This is a genomic window from Hyphococcus sp. D3-15, from assembly GCF_055809375.1.
Genome location: NZ_CM147910.1, coordinates 842,238 through 858,440, shown reverse-complemented (window position 1 = coordinate 858,440; position 16,203 = coordinate 842,238). Strand labels below are relative to the sequence as shown.

Genomic DNA, 16,203 nt, shown 5'->3' with positions numbered 1-16,203 from the left:
CCGCGTAAATACTCAACATCGATAATGCGCCCATGACGAAGGGCCGTGTTTTAACCCGCATGCTAACTGCTTCGCAGCGCCTGTTTGCGGCGATGAAGACCCCGCGCGCCCAGCGCATCAGTTGGGCGGTCGCGGTCGTCATTTTCTTTGGCGGGCTGGCGGCTTCAATCGCATCGCAGCCGCAGTTGATCTCCAGCTTTCGCGCGGGCCCGGCGCTCATTATCATCGCGCTGCTTTGCCCGGCCATGACCATCATCAATATGGCGACCACCCGAGAGACCGCGCAATTGGCCGGCGTATCCATGGGCTTTACGGCGGCGCTGAAGCTTGCGGTGATGAGCGCCGCGGCCAACCATTTGCCCGCGCCTGGCGGGCCTATCCTTCGAACCGCCGTGATCCAGGCCGCCGGCGGCACATTGAAAAATGCGGGGCTTGCGAATGTCGCATCGGGCTTCGCCTGGATGAGCGCAACCTTTCTATTCGTAAGCGCATGGGCGTTTTTGCTGGATGCGCGTCTGGCGGCGGCGCTGCTCCTGCTGGGCGCAGTCCTGCTCGCCTGCACATTCGCCATCACGCGGTCGCTGCCGGGCGGCCATGCAAGCGCGATCCGTCTCCTGCTAATCAGCCTGGTCTCTGCCGCGGCTTACGCTGTTTCAATTTACGTCGCGCTCAACGCCTTTGGATCGACGTGGCCCTTTTCTCACGCCGCCGTCATCGCCGCGTCAGGCGTGATTGGCGCCGCCTCATCAATCGCGCCTTCAGGGCTTGGCGTTCGCGAGATCGCCGCCGCCGGACTGGCGACATTGATCGGCGCCGATCCGGCCACCGCCTTCACGGCGACGGCGACCGTGCATATCGCTATGGCCGCCTTCACGGGCACTGTTTCACTCTATTTCTTCATACGCGGCGAAGCGCGCGCCCAGACGGCGTAGAACGCACAAGCCATATCCGGCCATATGCGGCAATTCACATATGGTTAACGAAAAGCCGCTCAACATAACCCCATATGGAAAATATCGACGCGATAAGTCCGACCTGGTTCGGTCCGAAATACATAGAAGAAGGGTGGGCGCCAGCGCCGCGCTATCTGCTCAGGCGCGCACGCATCCTTCATCATATGCGCGACAAGCCGCCGGGCGACATCGTTGAAGTCGGCTCAGCATCCGGCGCTTTATTGTCCGAATTTTCCGCTCGGGGATTTCGCTGCACCGGACTTGAAACTTCCAAGGAAGCAAATGCGCTCGCACAGCGCGTCAACGACAAGAACGCAGTGCGCATTCAAGAACATCCCGACGCCGCGTGGCGCGACTGCTTTGACTATTGCTTCTCCTTTGAGGTGATGGAGCATATTGAACATGACGCAGAAGCCCTGGCGCAATGGGCCCGCTGGCTGCGGCCCAATGGCGTGATGCTGTTGTCGGTTCCCGCGCATCCGCGGCTCTGGAACGCGCGCGATGTCTGGGCCGGCCATTTCAGACGATATCGCCGCAAGGATCTGGAGAAAGTTTTCGCCGAGGCCGGTCTCACCGTCGAAACGATAGAATGTTACGGCTTTCCGCTTGCAAATATTCTGGAGCTGATCATCGCACCCAGCTACCGACGACGCCTGATAAAAGGCGGCCAATACGACAAGGCGGCGCAAACCGCCGCAAGCGGAATAGAACGCTCAACGGATGTCAGGAATTTTCGCCACTATGCGCATGCGCCGGGCGCCTGGATCATGCGCTCCATGATCATGGTCCAAAACCTGTTTTTACGTCTCGGACTCGGCAACGGCTATTTTGTCGTTGCAAGAAAACCCGCACAAACCTGATATCACCATGTCCGTCGAGCGCATCGTCCTTTGGGGTACGCCGGACATCGGCAAGCCGCGCACGCGAATCCTCGTCAACGGTCTCAGATCACAGCAAAACATTGTTGCAGAATGCGTTCGCGATATCTGGCGCGGCGTTGAAGACAAAAGCCAAGTGAAGGGCGCGGCGGCCTGGCTGGGCGTCGCGCTGCGCTATTGCCTCGCCTATCCGGCGCTGGTGTTTTCCTATCTTCGCGCGCCCCGTCACGACGTCGTCATGGTCGCCTATATGGGCCATCTGGATGTGCTTGTGTTGTGGCCCTTTGCGAAGATGCGCGGCGCAAAAATCGTATGGGATGCGTTTCTATCTCTATACGGCACGGTCGTTGAAGACAGAAAACTGATCAGCGCGAAAAACCCCCTGGCTGGCGCGCTGCGCTTGTTTGAAAAGCTTTCCTGCCGCGCCGCCGACATCGTGGTTTTGGACACTGAGGCGCATGCGGATTATTTCCGCCGCCAATACAATCTGCCGCCGGAAAAAATGGTTTCGGTCTGGGTCGGCGCGGAGACCGAAATCTTTCATCGCAACCTCGCGCCTGAAACGAAAACCGACGCAAGTGATTTCAATGTGCTTTTCTACGGGCAGTTCATTCCGCTTCACGGCGTTGAATATATCGTCGATGCGGCCAGTCGAACGCGCGATCTTCCCATAAAATGGACCCTTGTCGGGAAGGGCCAGGAACGCACGAAAATTGATGCGCTTATCAGCGAAATGGGTTTGCCTTCCCTGACGCTCATTGACTGGGTGGACTATCGCGATCTTCCAAAGCTTATCGCAGGCGCCGATCTATGCCTTGGCGTGTTTGGCATGAGCGATAAGGCCGCGCGGGTGATCCCCAACAAAGTGTTCCAAATCCTCGCCATGGGCAAACCGCTAGCGACGGCAGACACGCCTGCCATCAGGGAAATTGTGAGCGAACAAACGCCGGGGGTCTGGCTTGTCCCGCCCGGCTCCGGCGCCGCGCTCGCCGAAGCCGTCATCGCCGCCATAGAGTGGAAAAACCAGGGCGGAAAAAGCCCTCTCTATCCGGACATCCCGCAAAAAATATCTCCGCAAGCGATCGCGCAGTCCCTGACCGCACGGCTTGAAACCGCCCTTTCCAGGACCCCCTAAACGCACGCCGCGCGCCGGGCCCGGCTTTCAAAAAACCGCTCTCCCAATGGGTCGTTTACGATTTGCCATGGAAGTCGCTATATGGTCGGGCGCATATGATCCTGCAGGATCGGCGATACGGGTTAGCCCATTGTTTTACAGAGCTTTATTCCTCGCAGCCCTGACTGGCGCCGGACTTGGCCTCGGCGCCTGCTCCAGCGGCGGCGGAAGCCCCAATCCGTCGCCCATGTCGACCCCGACGCCGCCGCCTCCGCCACCACCGCCGCCCGCGCAGAATTTCGACACGGCGGAATACCAAACCCAGCCCGCCCTGGCGCAGATCAATGTGATCCCCGCCTATGAAGACGGCGCCCTGGGCGCCGGCGCGATTGTCTCCATCATCGATACCGGCATCGACACCGATCATCCCGAATTTGCAGGGCGCATTCATCCGGACAGCGCCGACCTTGTCATCGCAGGCGTCGTGCAGCCGGCTGATGTGCGCCTCGGCGGGCCCAGCCTTGACGACGAAGACGATCACGGCACGCCGGTCGCCAGCATTATCGGCGCGGCAAAGAACGACGTCGGCGCGCACGGGGTTGCGCCGGAAGCGACGCTGCTGATTTTCCGCGTCGACGATGATGATGACGATGAATTGTCCCTGCTCGGCGAGGCCATATCCGAAGCCGTGGACCGCTCGGCCGATCTCGGCGCGGATGTGGTCAACATGTCTTTCGGCTCGACAGAGCCGGGCGCGCGCAGCGACTTTCAGGGCATTCTGCAATTTCTGAAAACGAATGACATTGTCACCGTGCTCGCTGCAGGCAATGACGGCCTCGACGACCCTGAAGCGTCGGCGCTTGGCGCGCTTGACGTGCCCGGCGCGCCGGCTGCTATCATCGCCGGCTCGGTCAATGCGGCGAACGGCATATCCAGCTTCTCCAACCGCGCCGGAGAAGGCGCCGAGATTTTCCTCGTCGCGCCCGGCGAAGGGCTGCGCGGCGTGTTCCCGGACGCCGCCGCAGGACAGACCCGCTCCTTTTCCGGCACCAGCGCGTCAACGCCGGTGATTTCCGGCGCTGTGGCGCTGGTTCGCGGGCTTTGGCCCAATCTGACCGCAGAAGAAGCGGTTGAAATCCTGCTCGATTCCGCGACCGATCTCGGCGCGCCGGGCACTGACGCCATTTACGGCCGCGGATTGCTGAATGTCGGCGCGGCGATCAGCCCGCTCGGTTCTGTCTCCACCTCCAGCATCAACGGATCGGAAGTCGATCCGGCCGCGCTCGGCGCGACGCTTTCCGGCGTATACGGATCGTCGCTGGCGGGCCTCGGCGATATTGTGGTGCTGGATTCCTATAATCGCGATTTCCGGCTTTCCCTTGACGGGCTGGTGCGCCATTCCAGCCCGGAGCGCTTCGATCTGGAAGGCCGTTACAGCCCCTTCGACGAACACCGCCATGCGTCGCTGCCCATGGGCAAGGGGTTGTCGATGCAGATGCGCCTGAGCTCACGGGATCAATCGGCGGCCTCGTTTATCAACAACCAGATGGCGTTCTCGAAAGGCGCGGAGACCAATCCTCAGCTCATCGACCAGACGATCAGCCTGGCCCTGTCTGGCGGCGCCGGGAAAACACATTTTCTCGCAGCGCAAGGCTTCACCGCCGCATCGATCGATCACATGGCGAACCCGGCGCAGGCGACTCCATTCCTCAGCGACGGCGCTTTTACGGATGGCTTCCTGCCGCGCGGAACGGGCGCCGTCACCGCGCTTGCCCGCTTTCAGGCCAGCAAAACCATCAGCTTTGACCTTCTCATGACGCAAGGCGAGGATCGCGGCGCAGAAGCCGAAACAGCGCTGTTCAACCAAAACCAGCCGCTGAACCAGCCGGAGATTTTCGTGCTGCGCAGCGGCGTCGGTTTCGCGCTCGGACGCGCGAGCTTGCGGCTGGAACAAGGCTTGCGGCAGGAAACAGGCGCGGTCTTCAATGCGCGCTTCGGCGATAATTCGAGCGCGACCACCGCCTATGCGGCGATCGAAGGGGCGTGGTCGCCATCCGCCCATTGGCGCCTGCAAGGGCGTCTCGCGGCGGGCCTCACCAAGACGGATTCCTATGGCTTCAACGCCTTTGCGGCGGAAACGCCAACGCTCAAAACCACGCAATTTTCCGTCGCGCTTCGCCGCGCGAAACTTTTCTCCAATGATGACGCCTTGTGGCTCGGCGTCAGCCAGCCCTTGCAAATCGAATCCGGCGCGCTGGATCTGATATTGCCGACAGGGTTCGACCAGCAAACAGAAACACTGATCTTCACGCCAGTGACGGCGTCTCTGGCGCCGGAAGGGCGCCGCCTCGATTTCGAGGCCGGTTATCGGCTCTTCGCCGGGCCGCTCGGCGCGATTGACGTCAATGTCATTCATCAGACATTTGGCGGCCATGACTTGCCGGCGGAAACCACCGCGCTGTTGCGCAGCCGGTTTGATTTCTAGGCGCCCGTTTTGGCGCGGTAAGCGCGAAACCAGTCGATGAATTTCGGAATGCCCTCTTCCAAAGGCGTTGTCGGCGCAAAACCGTAATCACGGGAGATGGCGGCAATATCAGCGCATGTGCTGTGCACATCGCCCGGCGCCATGTCTTCGTAAATTTTTTCGGCCTTGGCGCCGAGCGCGTCTTCCAGCACTTCGATAAAGCGCCCGAGCTTCACCGGCCGGTTATTGCCGATATTGTAAAGCCGGTGAGGCGCGCCCTTTCGCGGCTTCATCGGCCTCAGCGCGGTCGCCACAACGCCGAAAACGATATCGTCGATGTAAGTGAAATCACGCTCAAGATCGCCATGGTTGAATACGCGGATCGGCTCGCCATCCATGATCTTTTCCGCGAATGACCAGTAAGCCATATCGGGCCGGCCCCAGGGCCCATAGACCGTAAAGAAGCGCAGGCCGATCTGCGAAATCCCGTAAAGGCGCGCATAAGACTCGCTCATCATTTCGTCGGCGCGCTTGGTCGCCGCATAAAGCGAGACCGGGTGATCCACCGGATCGGATTCGGCGAAGGGCGTTTTCGTGTTGGCGCCATAAACCGAGCTCGACGAAGCGTAGACCATCCGTTCAAGCCCCGGCATGGCGCGCGCCAGTTCGAGCACGGACAAATGCCCGGTCAGATTTGACGACGCATAGGCGAACGGATTGTCGATCGAATAGCGCACGCCTGCCTGCGCGGCGAGATGAATGATGATGTCCGCATCCATGACGCCGGGCAAAGCCTTCAAGGCGTCATGATCGGCGATATCGAGCTGATGAAACTGAAATTGCGGATGCGCGCCAATCTCTGCAAGGCGCGCCTGCTTCAAGCCCGGATCGTAATAGTCATTGAGATTGTCGACGCCGACAACATGCATGCCTTTTTCCAGCAAGGCCTTGCAGACGTAGAAGCCGATAAACCCCGCCGCGCCGGTGACGAAAATTTTCTTCGAAGCGCTCACAGCAAATCTTCCCGGCCGCGGCGTTTAAGTTCTTCAACAAGCTTTTTCACATCCTGCGCATTGTCCTTGCGCGCCACCAGCACCGCATCCCCTGTCGCCACGATGATGAGATCGTCAACGCCCACCGCGCCGATCACCGGACCGTCGGACCGCACGATCAGATTGCGGCAATCTTCCAGCATATGCCCGGCGCTTTCCGGATCGGAAGCGGCTTCGGTCCAACTGCCAATGTCGTTCCAGCCCACATCCACCGGCGCGATGACTGCCGCCTTGTCAGTCTTTTCCATGACCGCGTAGTCGATGGAATCGCTTGGGCAGGCCGCGAACAAGTCAGGATCGAGCAGCCGCGCGCCCTCGCAATCCGCGCTCGCCTCCAGCGCCGCCTCAGCGCCTTTCAGGATGCCCGGCGCGCAACGCCCCATGGCGTCGATCATGCCTGCCGCGCTGAACAGAAAAATCCCGGCGTTCCAAAAAAATCCGCCGCCATCCAGATAGGATTGCGCCGTCGCCTGGTCAGGCTTTTCGCGGAAGGACGCAACGCGAAAAACCGACTTGTCTACTTTTTCCGCCTGCTGAATATATCCGTAGCCGGTATGGGCGTGAGTCGGCTTGATGCCGAAAGTGACAATGCCGCCCGCAGACGCAACCGACGCGCCCTGCGCGACCGCGCGGCGAAAACCCGGCGCATCTTCGATGTGATGATCCGCCGGACACAGCAATATCAGCGCATCCGGCGCGTGCCTGGCCGCCCAAAGCGCCGAAACAGCCGCAACGGCCGCTGTATTGCGGGGGCACGGCTCAAGGATGATTTCCGCGGCCGCCATATCCACATCGTGCAGTTGCTCCCTGACCAGGGCGCCGTGATCGCGCCCGGCGATCACCAATGGCGGCGAGAACGCATCGCCCTCACCGCAAAGACGCAGCGCCGTTTCCTGAAACAGAGACTTTTCGCCGGCGAGGTTGAGAAACTGTTTCGGTTTTGCTCGTCGCGACAGCGGCCACAGCCTCGTGCCCGATCCGCCCGACATAATGACCGGCTGGATATTCATCCCGCCTCCTTTGAACTCAAATATGCGTCCGCCTCAGCGATCGCTTCGAACAAATGATAAAGAATGCTGGCTGGCGTGTCTTTGGCGACGGGCATGCCCGCGCCATCAAATTCGTCCATCCAGAGGCCGGCGACATCGCTCGCCAGATAGGTTTCCAACAATCCTGCGGCCAGTGTTTCCGCGTCGCGCAGTTTTTGCAGCGTCAGCGCGGCGCGCAATGCTTCGGTCTGCGGCCACAATCTTTTTGCGCCATGGGCGCCGCCCTCAAGCGATGATCGATTGTCGAAGAAGCCGTGAAACGCCGCATCGGCGCCAAGCGCGACAGCGCGCTCATAAAGCCGGTCCTGCGTCGCCGCGCTGGATACGCCGCTGGCGCGCTCATAGGCGCCGAGCAGCCACACCCATTCCAGCATGTGCCCCGGCTCGACCGGCTGGTCCTCGCCGTCGAGGCGCCAGGCGCCGTCAAAAAATTCGCGCAGGACGCCATGCTCCGCGTCGAAGAAGAACCGCATGAACAGCGCATGAACCTGCCCCGCATGATGGAGAAAATCCTCGCGCCCGGTGACGCGATGCAGGGCCAGAAACGCTTCGATCAAATGCATGTGCGGGTTTTGCCGGCGCGGCAGTTCGCCCTTGTCGCTTTCGATCCAGCCGCCATGAGGCGAAGCAAGCTCGCGATCAAGAAAGGCGGTCGTTTTGTCGGCGAGCGCCAGCGCGCGCGCATCCTTCGCCGCCTCCCAGCGCGAAGCACAGGCAAGCAGCAGGAACGCCTGATCATACAGATCGCGGCGATCGTCGAGCACGCCGCCTTCATCATCAAGATGGTGGACACAGCCGCGCGCGCCGTCATCAGGGCAAGCGCGGGCCAGGAAATAATCGAAGCCCTCCGCCGCAAGCGCTTCTGCGCCGTCATGCCAGCCGCGCAGTCCCGCCTGTGAAAATGTATGGATTTGCCGCGCCTGCGTGCGCACGCGGCGCGCGCGGCCAACGGATGGAGAGGCGTCAAAGTTCAGCGCCTCGTAAAATCCGCCCCGCGCGTGATTATACCCCTTCGCGGCCCAAAGCGGCAGCGCGCCCTGGCGAAACCAGTCCCGCAGCGCCGAAAGCGCTTTCACAGATGTCGAGCCTTGCTTCATCACAGCCGCTTTTGCCGCCCGCTCATGGCAGGCGCCCCATCTTAGGGGTCCATCGCTTAACGAGCCACACAGCGTTTGTGAATATCGCCCCGGCCTGATATCGGCGCTAGACGTTCGCCGCATCCTTGCGCCGCGCCATCATCTTGTCGAAATTCGACCAGACGCCGTCATCGCCGTGCCATTCGCCGCGGGTCGCCGCCTTGGAATATTCCGTGGCGCGCGCCTCGAAGAAATTGGCGTGCTCAACGCCGTTGAGGATCTCGGTCAGCCAGGGCAGCGGGTGCTTTTCCACGCCGTATAGTTTCGGCAGATCGAGCTGGCCGAGGCGCCAGTCGGCGATATAGCGAATGTAGTTCTTGATGTCCTGCGCGGTCATGCCTTGCACCGGACCCATCTCGAAGGCGAGATCGATGAACTTGTCTTCCAGGCCGACCACCGTGCGGCAGCATTCGACGATATCGTCCGCGACCTGCTTGGTGACGCAGCCGGTTTCCTTGGCGAAAGCGTGATACATTCTGATCATGCCTTCGCAATGGAGCGACTCATCGCGGATCGACCAGGTGACGATCTGGCCCATGCCCTTCATCTTGTTGAAGCGCGGGAAGTTCATCAGCATCGCAAAGGAGGCGAATAGCTGCAGCCCTTCGGTGAAGGCGCCGAACATGGCCAGCGTGCGCGCAATGTCCTCATTCGTTTCAACGCCGAATTTCTGCATGAAATCATGCTTGTCGCGCATCGCCTCATATTCGAGGAAGGCCGAGAATTCCGAGTCCGGCATGCCGATGGTCTCAAGCAGCAGCGCATAGGCCGCCACATGGATCGTCTCCATATTGGAGAAGGCCGACAGCATCATCTTCACTTCGGTTGGTTTGAAGACGCGCGCATAGCGCTCCATGTAATTGTCGTTCACCTCAATGTCGGACTGGGTGAAGAAGCGGAAAATCTGGGTCAGCAGATTGCGTTCTGAATCGTCGAGCTTGTTCGCCCAGTCCTTGCAATCCTCGCCCAGCGGCACCTCTTCCGGCATCCAGTGAACCTGCTGCTGGCGCTTCCAGAAATCATAGGCCCAGGGATAGCGGAACGGCTTATAGGCGAGCGACGGCGTCATCAGGCCCGGCAGGTCAGCGGCTTTTTCATTCAACAATTGAGAAGCATCGGGCATTTTCAGATTCCTGCGGCGAGGGTGAACGGTCATTTTTTACGCTCAACATCTTGTGCCGACTTTCGCGCGCGGCGCAAGATGCTGTGGAATATGGTTTTCCAGCGCCTCCCCCAATCATTGGGGATTGTTTTGGGGACGACACGGGGAAAATTGTCACGCATCGATATCGCGGCGATTCCAGCCGGCTTGCAATCGCCTGCCGGCTGGGGTTGATGAGACAAACAGCCGCCCAAAAGGACCCGCGAAAATGGACGTCATCTCCCTTGAAATCCCGGACGTTAAAGTCGTGACGCCGCGCCGGTTTTCCGATGACCGGGGTTTCTTTTCAGAGACTTACAACGCCCGCGCCTTCAAGGCCGCCGGGATCGACGTCGATTTCGTTCAGGACAATCATTCCTATTCAGCCAAGAAAGGCACGGTGCGCGGCCTGCACTATCAGGCGCTCCCGCACGCCCAGTCGAAACTGGTGCGGGTGCTGCGCGGCGCGGTCATCGATGTCGCGGTCGATGCGCGCAAGGGCTCGCCGACCTTCGGCAAATGGGTGAAAGCAGCGCTCTCCGCAGAAAACGGCGCACAAATCTTTGTTCCAAAAGGATTCCTTCACGGCTTCGCCACGCTCGAACCGGATACGGAAGTCGCCTACAAAGTCGATGATTTCTACGATCACGCCAGCGAAGGCTCGGTGCAGTGGAACGATCCCGACCTCGCCATCGACTGGGGCCTTGGCGAGCAGGAGGCGTATTTATCGGCGAAAGACGCCGCCGCCCGAAGCTGGAAAGACCTCGCCTCCCCTTTCTAGCCTCACGCGAAAAACCCGCCCGGAAGCGCCCCGCCGGCCTGCGGCAATGGTTAACAATCAGGCCCGCCAGAGCGATTCTAGGACAGAAGAATCCAATAAATTGTGCGTCGCACAACATACTCGCGAAATAAGCTATTATTTTGAAATATTTGCAAAAATTACGCTTTTAATTGAATTTTACCCAACATTGCGATATGGTAAGTAGAATTTAAGGATTACGGACCGCGCGCCCTGTCAGTGGTATAGCTTTTGCTATCAATGCGCCAACGTCATTCTGAACGAGTAAGTTGTGTACCGGAAAGTAAATCTACCTATGAAAACCGCCATTTTATCATTGTCGTGCCTCACTTTGGCAGCTGGCTTCAGCACCGCCAACGCCGCTTCGATTCAGATCGGCGACTACACGGCAGACACGGAGAGCGCAGCGACCTCAGCGACTGCGACATCCGGCAGCGTCGAGCTGTTTGATAAATTCGGCACTGGCGTGGAGAGCCTGGACGCAGCAATCGGCGGATCATTGCTTGACGGCGTACGCTGCGCGGGCTCCGGCGGCGGCTGCTCCTTCTCCATCGGATTTGACGCGGGCGTCGTGAACACTTTCGGCGAAGACATTGTGCTCGCCGGCCTTGGCGTTTCTGCATCGTCAGCGGAAGAATTCGACCTTGAAATTAACGGCGTCGTCCATTCGAGATCTGGCGCTTGTCGCGACGGGCGATCTGCTGGGCGCGGCTCCGTTGAAAGTGCTCGGCATTGACCTGTCCGATTTCGGCGTTGCGATCGGCGATGTGATCAGCAGCATCACCTTCATTGTACGCATGGGCGGCAACTCGGAAGAGCTGACCTATGTCGGCGCGCTCGATCAGGGTTCCGTGAACTCTGTCGCGCTGCTGCAAACAAATGAAGTTGTCGTCACGCCCATCCCCGCAGCCATTTGGCTGTTCGGCACCGCCGCGCTTGGCGGCGGCTTTCTCAGCCGCAAAAAGCGCAAAACCGCCTAACCAGCGAACATCGCCGGCAACCATCCTGGTCGGAACGCCTGATTAATGCGGGACGTTCTGACCGGTCAGCCTTGCCGCCAGACATCGGTTTTGCAGTCGCTGAAATAAGTGAAATACAGAAAATGGCGGGGACTCTCGCCTTTATATTCCGCGACGCCGTGATAGGCGTCATTGCTATTTGCAAATAGCGCCAGCCGCCCGCGCCGCGGTTGCACGATCGTTTCTTGCCGAACTTCCGAAACATCCGGGAAGCGCTCGCATTCGTCGAGCGCCTTTGGCGCCTTTAAATTCCAGAAGATGGTTCCGCCGCCGGCCGTTTCCGGAATGTCGTCGAAATACAGCAAGCCCACCAAAACTTTGTGGCGATTGTCCGTATGCGGCTCGCGTTCATACCCGCCATAAGACATTGCGACATTGACGGCGAAACCCATTCTCAAGGCGCCGGAAGCGCCCGGACGGGTTTTCAATCCGCGCTCCTTGAGCGACGGATCATAGATTTCCGGCGCCCGCGCGATTCCCTTCATCGCCAGCACGGCGGCGTTTCGGGCAAGGGCGCGTTCAAAAAACACCGGCGATTCCAGAAACGCCATCAGACGGTCGAGCGTCGGACAACAAGATCGCAACGCATCATATCCCTGCTCGCCCCGGTTAAAGTTGAGGCGCGCGCCCTCGCGCGCGACCTTGTCCGGTTTGGCGCCTTGCGCCTTGGCGCGGTCCATCTCGCGCGCAATTTCACTGGCGCTCTCTGGCGCCAGAAAATTGTCGAACACGCCATAGGCGGGCGCGCCCGGCGGCGTCGCGGTCAAACAAAGATCTGCCGTGGGATCAATCTCATCCATGGAATGCTTCGCTGCTAAGCTTGTGCGAAAACCTACCGGGCGTCCCCGCCAAACTCAACTCGGGCGCGGCGGCGCCCAGTCAGACGAAGATCAGGAGACGTCAGCCGCTGCTTGCGAAAAAGCCATCGCTTCCCGGCGAAATCATATAAAAGACCTTCCCATGTCGCTGCGTTTTTCCATCTCCGTTCCGATCGGACATTATCACCCGCTGCTGGCCGACTGCCTTGAAAGTCTGGCCCTGCAGTCGCCGCGTCCCAATGTGGCGCTTTTGGATGCGTCCAACGATCCCCGCGTCGCCGAGGTCGCGGACCGTTTTGAGCAGTTGATCGTTTACCGACGCCACGGACCGGACAAAGGCCAGTCGGACGCCATCCTGGAAGGCTGGAGGGAAGCGCCGGGAGACGTGCTCGGCTGGCTCAATGCGGATGATGCGCTCTATCCCGGCGCGCTGGCTGCGGCGGTCAAGCGGCTTGAAGCGGCGGACAAGCCGGATGTCGTTTATGGCCACAGCACAATCGTCAATGACGACAATCAGGTCACCGGCTATCACTGGGCCGTAGAGCCGCCGAGCGACTATCTTCTCGCCGGCGACATCATCTCACAGCCTTCCTGCTTTTTCCGGCGCGCCGCCTATGACAGTGCAGGCGGCCTCGATGAGAGCCTTCACTACACAATGGATTGGGATATGTGGGTGCGGCTTTGGCGCGACGGCGCGAAATTCGCCTTCATCGACGACACGCTTTCCCGCGTGCTGTGGACGCCTGACGCCAAGACGGGCGGCTTTGGCGGCGCACGCCGCAAGGAGTTGGAACGCATCATTAACCAGAACGCCTCGCCCTTGCGGCGCGTGAAAAGCAAGATCGGCTTCGCACTCCACCACGCCTTTGAATATGCCCTGCCGGAAAAGCTGACGCGCGGCCTCAGAGGGAAAATCTCAAAACCGCCGGCGCTCATTCATGGCCTCGGACGCGAAGGACATATTGCGGGCGCCGCGCAATTGCCGCTGGTGCGCTATGACGCGCCGCTCGCGCGCATCGATGCGCATTTTACAGAAGGCGCGGAAAACGTCTCGCTTTCATCGCCGAACCAAAGCGGCGCGATCATGCGCGAAGCGGGGATTGTCACTCTTGCGCTCGATGCGCCCGCCGCGCGCGGCGAAACCGTCCGCCTGGAAATCAAAAATGCGGGACCGGCGCCAGCCATTCTGTCTCATATTGCCTTGTCCTGACGCCGCGCGTTTCAGAGCGACGCATCGCTCACATAGCGAGCCGAACATTCAAGTGATCGAGGCGAGTTAAAACAAAACAGCCCGCCCGAGAGAGGCGCCTTTTTCATCGCCTCAGCATCAAGCCCGACGCTGGCGGAGGTGATGTAAATCCTGCCGCCTGCAAAGGCGATGCTGGTGGGGCGCGGGACCGGCAGCGCTGCCTCCAGCAACAGATCGCCATCGGGCGAGAACCGCCGCACGCAGGCGCCGTCCCAAAAAGCGATCCACAGACAGCCCTCAGCATCGATCTCCATGCCGTCGGGATAGCCGTCGCCATCGCCGAACTGCAAGAAAACGCGCTTGTTCGAGATCGATGCGCCATCCGTCTCGGCGACGAAGACTGTCTGCTTCGCCGAGATCGGTGAGGAACACGCGCCCGCGCGCGCCATCGAAAGCTGGGCCGTTGGTCACATGATAGCCAGAGTCGATTTGCGTCACCGCGCCGTCCGGCGTCAGGCGCCACCAGGCGCCGGTTGTCTCTTCTTCGCTGTCATCCATGGTGCCGGCCCAGAAACCGCCCAGCGGATCGGCCTTGCCGTCATTGAAGCGGTTGCCCGGCAAATCCTTTTCCGGATCAATAATGGGCGCGAAAACCGCCTGATCTTTTTCGAAGTGTAGCCGCGCAAAACCATCCCGCCGCGCGCAAAGCAATCCGCCCGATTGCGCCAACGCCAGCGCGCTCACCATGCCGGGTGCAGTGTAAATTTTTGTTTCTTCCGTCCCCAGATCAGATCGGAAAATCTTCCCGCCCTTGATGTCGAGCGAATAGAGCGCTCCTTCTCGCGGGTCGTAAAGCGGCCCCTCGCCCAGCACGGCGGCGAGCGGCGCAATGCAGCGCGCCTGACCGATTTCAAGCGCCGCACTCATGCGGGGTCGTGGAGCCGGGAGAGCACGCCGCCATCAGCATAGACGCAAGAACCGGTCATGAAGGCGGCGTCATCGGAAGCGAGAAACAACGCGATTTTGGCGATCTCTTCCGGCGTCGCGATACGCCCTGCGGGATGCACGCCTTCAAGCTCTTTCAGCGCCGCTTCATTGTCTTCGAAACCGGCGCGCATCATTGGCGTGTTCACCGCCGCGGGCGCGAGCGTATGCACCCGCACCTTGGGGCCCAAATCGACCGCAAGCGCGCGGGTCAGCCCATGGATCGCCGCTTTTGACGTGGCGTAAGCGGCGAAGGCCGGCTTGGTCGATTGCGCGTGCACCGATCCCATATTGATGATCGCCCCTTGCGTCGCTTCAAGCTCGGGAAGAAAGGTTTTCGCCAGCAGCATCGGCGCGATGACATTGACGTTGAAGGTCTCGGAAATCTCTTGCGTCGTTAAGCGATCGAGACGGCCAAGATTTTGAATGGCGGCGTTGTTCACGAGACAGGAAAGCGCATCGCCTTTCAGCGCGTCGCGCACTTTTTTTGAAAACGCCGCAAGCCGTTCCGGATCGGACGCGAAGGCGCCGATATCCTCCGCGATAATTTCGCCGCCGCCTTGTTTGTCAGTTGCGATGACGCGCCAGCCGGCCGATGCAAACGCCGCCGCCATCGCCGAGCCAATGCCGCCGCCCGCGCCCGTGATGAGGACGGCCTTTGTCATGAAGCGGTTCCGAGGAAACGGGCGATCTTGCCGATGGCGATGTGGCTCACGCGGCGCACCGCATCGGCCGAATTGGACCCGTTGTGAGAACCGAAAATACAGCGGTCAAACTGACGCAACGGATTATCCGCCGCCAGCGGCTCAATTTCGAAAACATCAAGCGCCGCAGAATGCACAAGGCCGCTCTTCAATCCGTCAAGCAGCGCCGCCTCGACCACCACCGGCCCGCGCGCCACATTGACGATGCGCACGCCGGGTTTCAGCTTCGGCAAAATGTCGTGATTGAACATGCCGCGCGTTGCGTTGTTCAGCGGGCAAGTGAAAATCAGAAAATCCGCCTCGTCCAAACGCGCCGGCCACTGGGCGGTTTCCACCTCTATGCCGGCGACGGGTTTGTACATGGGGTCATAGGCGATGACCTTGCCGCCGCAGGCGATGATGCGCTTCGCCGTTTGCGAGCCGATATCGCCAAAACCAACCACGGCGACCGTGCGGCCCGCAACCGAAATCCCGCTCGGCTTCGGCCAGCCATTATTGTTGCGAATTTCGCGGTCGATGCGATAGGTCTCGCGCGCCAGACCCAGCGTATAGGTGAGCGCTACATCCGCGACTTCGCCGCCAAACACGCCGGGCGTGTTTTCAACCGGCAAGCCAAGATCCTTGAACGCCGCGAAATCCACATTGTCGACGCCGACGCCCCATTTCACCGCCGCCTTCAGCTTTCCTTTGGCGCCCGCCTCCACCACGGCGCGGTTCGCCGGATCGTCGCCGATAATCCAGCCATCATGGTTGGGGACGATGTCCAAAAGCTCTTCCACGCTTAAAATCTGCGTGACTTTTGCGGGGGTGAAATCGAGTCCGTGCTCATCGAAAGCGGATGCGAATTCATCAATGAGGCCCAGCATGGGCGGACAGGTGACAAGAATATTCGGGCGGCTCATC

The 16,203-nt window shown here is 60.3% G+C and carries 15 protein-coding genes and 1 pseudogene; 7 read left to right on the top strand and 9 right to left on the bottom strand.

The features are described 5' to 3' along the window. The first annotated feature begins 32 nt into the window (after positions 1-32). From AC0L8G_RS04420 to AC0L8G_RS04405, 4 genes are all read left to right on the top strand, one after another. Positions 33-932, top strand: a complete 900-nt coding sequence (locus tag AC0L8G_RS04420; protein ID WP_473387143.1) for a lysylphosphatidylglycerol synthase domain-containing protein — start codon at positions 33-35, stop codon at positions 930-932. A 74-nt stretch (positions 933-1,006) separates the two neighbouring features. Then, the gene (locus tag AC0L8G_RS04415; RefSeq protein WP_473387141.1) at positions 1,007-1,813 is read left to right on the top strand and encodes a class I SAM-dependent methyltransferase; all 807 of its coding nucleotides are present in this window, start codon (positions 1,007-1,009) and stop codon (positions 1,811-1,813) included. Between the two features lie 7 nt (positions 1,814-1,820). Further along, on the top strand, positions 1,821-2,966 hold the full coding sequence (locus AC0L8G_RS04410) for a glycosyltransferase (RefSeq protein ID WP_473387139.1): 1,146 nt from the start codon (positions 1,821-1,823) through the stop codon (positions 2,964-2,966). A gap of 67 nt (positions 2,967-3,033) precedes the next feature. Next, positions 3,034-5,430, top strand: a complete 2,397-nt coding sequence (locus AC0L8G_RS04405) for a S8 family peptidase (RefSeq protein WP_473387137.1) — start codon at positions 3,034-3,036, stop codon at positions 5,428-5,430. On the opposite strand, the gene AC0L8G_RS04400 is transcribed toward AC0L8G_RS04405, so the two are convergent. From AC0L8G_RS04400 to AC0L8G_RS04385, 4 genes are all read right to left on the bottom strand, one after another. After that, positions 5,427-6,422 (bottom strand): SDR family NAD(P)-dependent oxidoreductase, encoded by a 996-nt coding sequence (locus tag AC0L8G_RS04400; protein ID WP_473387135.1) that lies wholly within the window; start codon positions 6,420-6,422, stop codon positions 5,427-5,429. The two genes, AC0L8G_RS04405 and AC0L8G_RS04400, sit on opposite strands and share 4 nt — an antisense overlap. Next, the gene (locus AC0L8G_RS04395) at positions 6,419-7,471 is read right to left on the bottom strand and encodes a mannose-1-phosphate guanylyltransferase/mannose-6-phosphate isomerase (protein WP_473387133.1); all 1,053 of its coding nucleotides are present in this window, start codon (positions 7,469-7,471) and stop codon (positions 6,419-6,421) included. The genes AC0L8G_RS04400 and AC0L8G_RS04395 overlap by 4 nt, the downstream gene beginning before the upstream one ends. Then, positions 7,468-8,607 (bottom strand): AGE family epimerase/isomerase, encoded by a 1,140-nt coding sequence (locus AC0L8G_RS04390; RefSeq protein WP_473387131.1) that lies wholly within the window; start codon positions 8,605-8,607, stop codon positions 7,468-7,470. Before AC0L8G_RS04390 ends, AC0L8G_RS04395 begins: the two co-directional genes overlap by 4 nt. A 106-nt stretch (positions 8,608-8,713) precedes the next feature. Beyond that, positions 8,714-9,769: a ribonucleotide-diphosphate reductase subunit beta gene (locus tag AC0L8G_RS04385; RefSeq protein WP_473387129.1), complete on the bottom strand. Its 1,056-nt coding sequence runs from the start codon at positions 9,767-9,769 to the stop codon at positions 8,714-8,716. 247 nt (positions 9,770-10,016) lie between these two features. On the opposite strand from AC0L8G_RS04385, the gene rfbC reads away from it, so the two are divergent. Then, a complete protein-coding gene (rfbC, locus tag AC0L8G_RS04380; RefSeq protein ID WP_473387126.1) occupies positions 10,017-10,568 on the top strand; it encodes a dTDP-4-dehydrorhamnose 3,5-epimerase in 552 nt (183 codons plus the stop codon). A 399-nt stretch (positions 10,569-10,967) separates the two neighbouring features. Here the strand turns inward: rfbC and AC0L8G_RS04375 are convergent, their stop codons facing one another. Beyond that, positions 10,968-11,180 carry a hypothetical protein gene (locus AC0L8G_RS04375; RefSeq protein WP_473387124.1) on the bottom strand — a complete coding sequence of 71 codons (213 nt, stop codon included), beginning with the start codon at positions 11,178-11,180 and terminating at the stop codon, positions 10,968-10,970. Between the two features lie 50 nt (positions 11,181-11,230). Here AC0L8G_RS04375 and AC0L8G_RS04370 point away from each other — a divergent pair, with 50 nt between their 5' ends. Then, positions 11,231-11,566 (top strand): hypothetical protein, encoded by a 336-nt coding sequence (locus AC0L8G_RS04370; protein ID WP_473387122.1) that lies wholly within the window; start codon positions 11,231-11,233, stop codon positions 11,564-11,566. A 65-nt stretch (positions 11,567-11,631) separates the two neighbouring features. Here AC0L8G_RS04370 and AC0L8G_RS04365 read toward each other — a convergent pair whose 3' ends face one another. Further along, positions 11,632-12,405: a 2OG-Fe(II) oxygenase gene (locus AC0L8G_RS04365; RefSeq protein WP_473387120.1), complete on the bottom strand. Its 774-nt coding sequence runs from the start codon at positions 12,403-12,405 to the stop codon at positions 11,632-11,634. Positions 12,406-12,565: 160 nt separating this feature from the next. Between AC0L8G_RS04365 and AC0L8G_RS04360 the strand changes: the two genes are divergently transcribed. Beyond that, positions 12,566-13,633: a glycosyltransferase gene (locus tag AC0L8G_RS04360; RefSeq protein ID WP_473387119.1), complete on the top strand. Its 1,068-nt coding sequence runs from the start codon at positions 12,566-12,568 to the stop codon at positions 13,631-13,633. Positions 13,634-13,644: 11 nt separating this feature from the next. Here the strand turns inward: AC0L8G_RS04360 and AC0L8G_RS04355 are convergent. The 3 genes and pseudogenes from AC0L8G_RS04355 to AC0L8G_RS04345 form a co-directional block, all read right to left on the bottom strand. After that, positions 13,645-14,539: pseudogene (locus AC0L8G_RS04355) on the bottom strand (SMP-30/gluconolactonase/LRE family protein). Beyond that, the gene (locus AC0L8G_RS04350) at positions 14,536-15,261 is read right to left on the bottom strand and encodes an SDR family NAD(P)-dependent oxidoreductase (RefSeq protein ID WP_473387117.1); all 726 of its coding nucleotides are present in this window, start codon (positions 15,259-15,261) and stop codon (positions 14,536-14,538) included. The pseudogene AC0L8G_RS04355 and the gene AC0L8G_RS04350 overlap by 4 nt, the downstream one beginning before the upstream one ends. Next, a complete protein-coding gene (locus tag AC0L8G_RS04345; protein WP_473387116.1) occupies positions 15,258-16,202 on the bottom strand; it encodes an NAD(P)-dependent oxidoreductase in 945 nt (314 codons plus the stop codon). Before AC0L8G_RS04345 ends, AC0L8G_RS04350 begins: the two co-directional genes overlap by 4 nt. Position 16,203 lies beyond the last annotated feature (1 nt).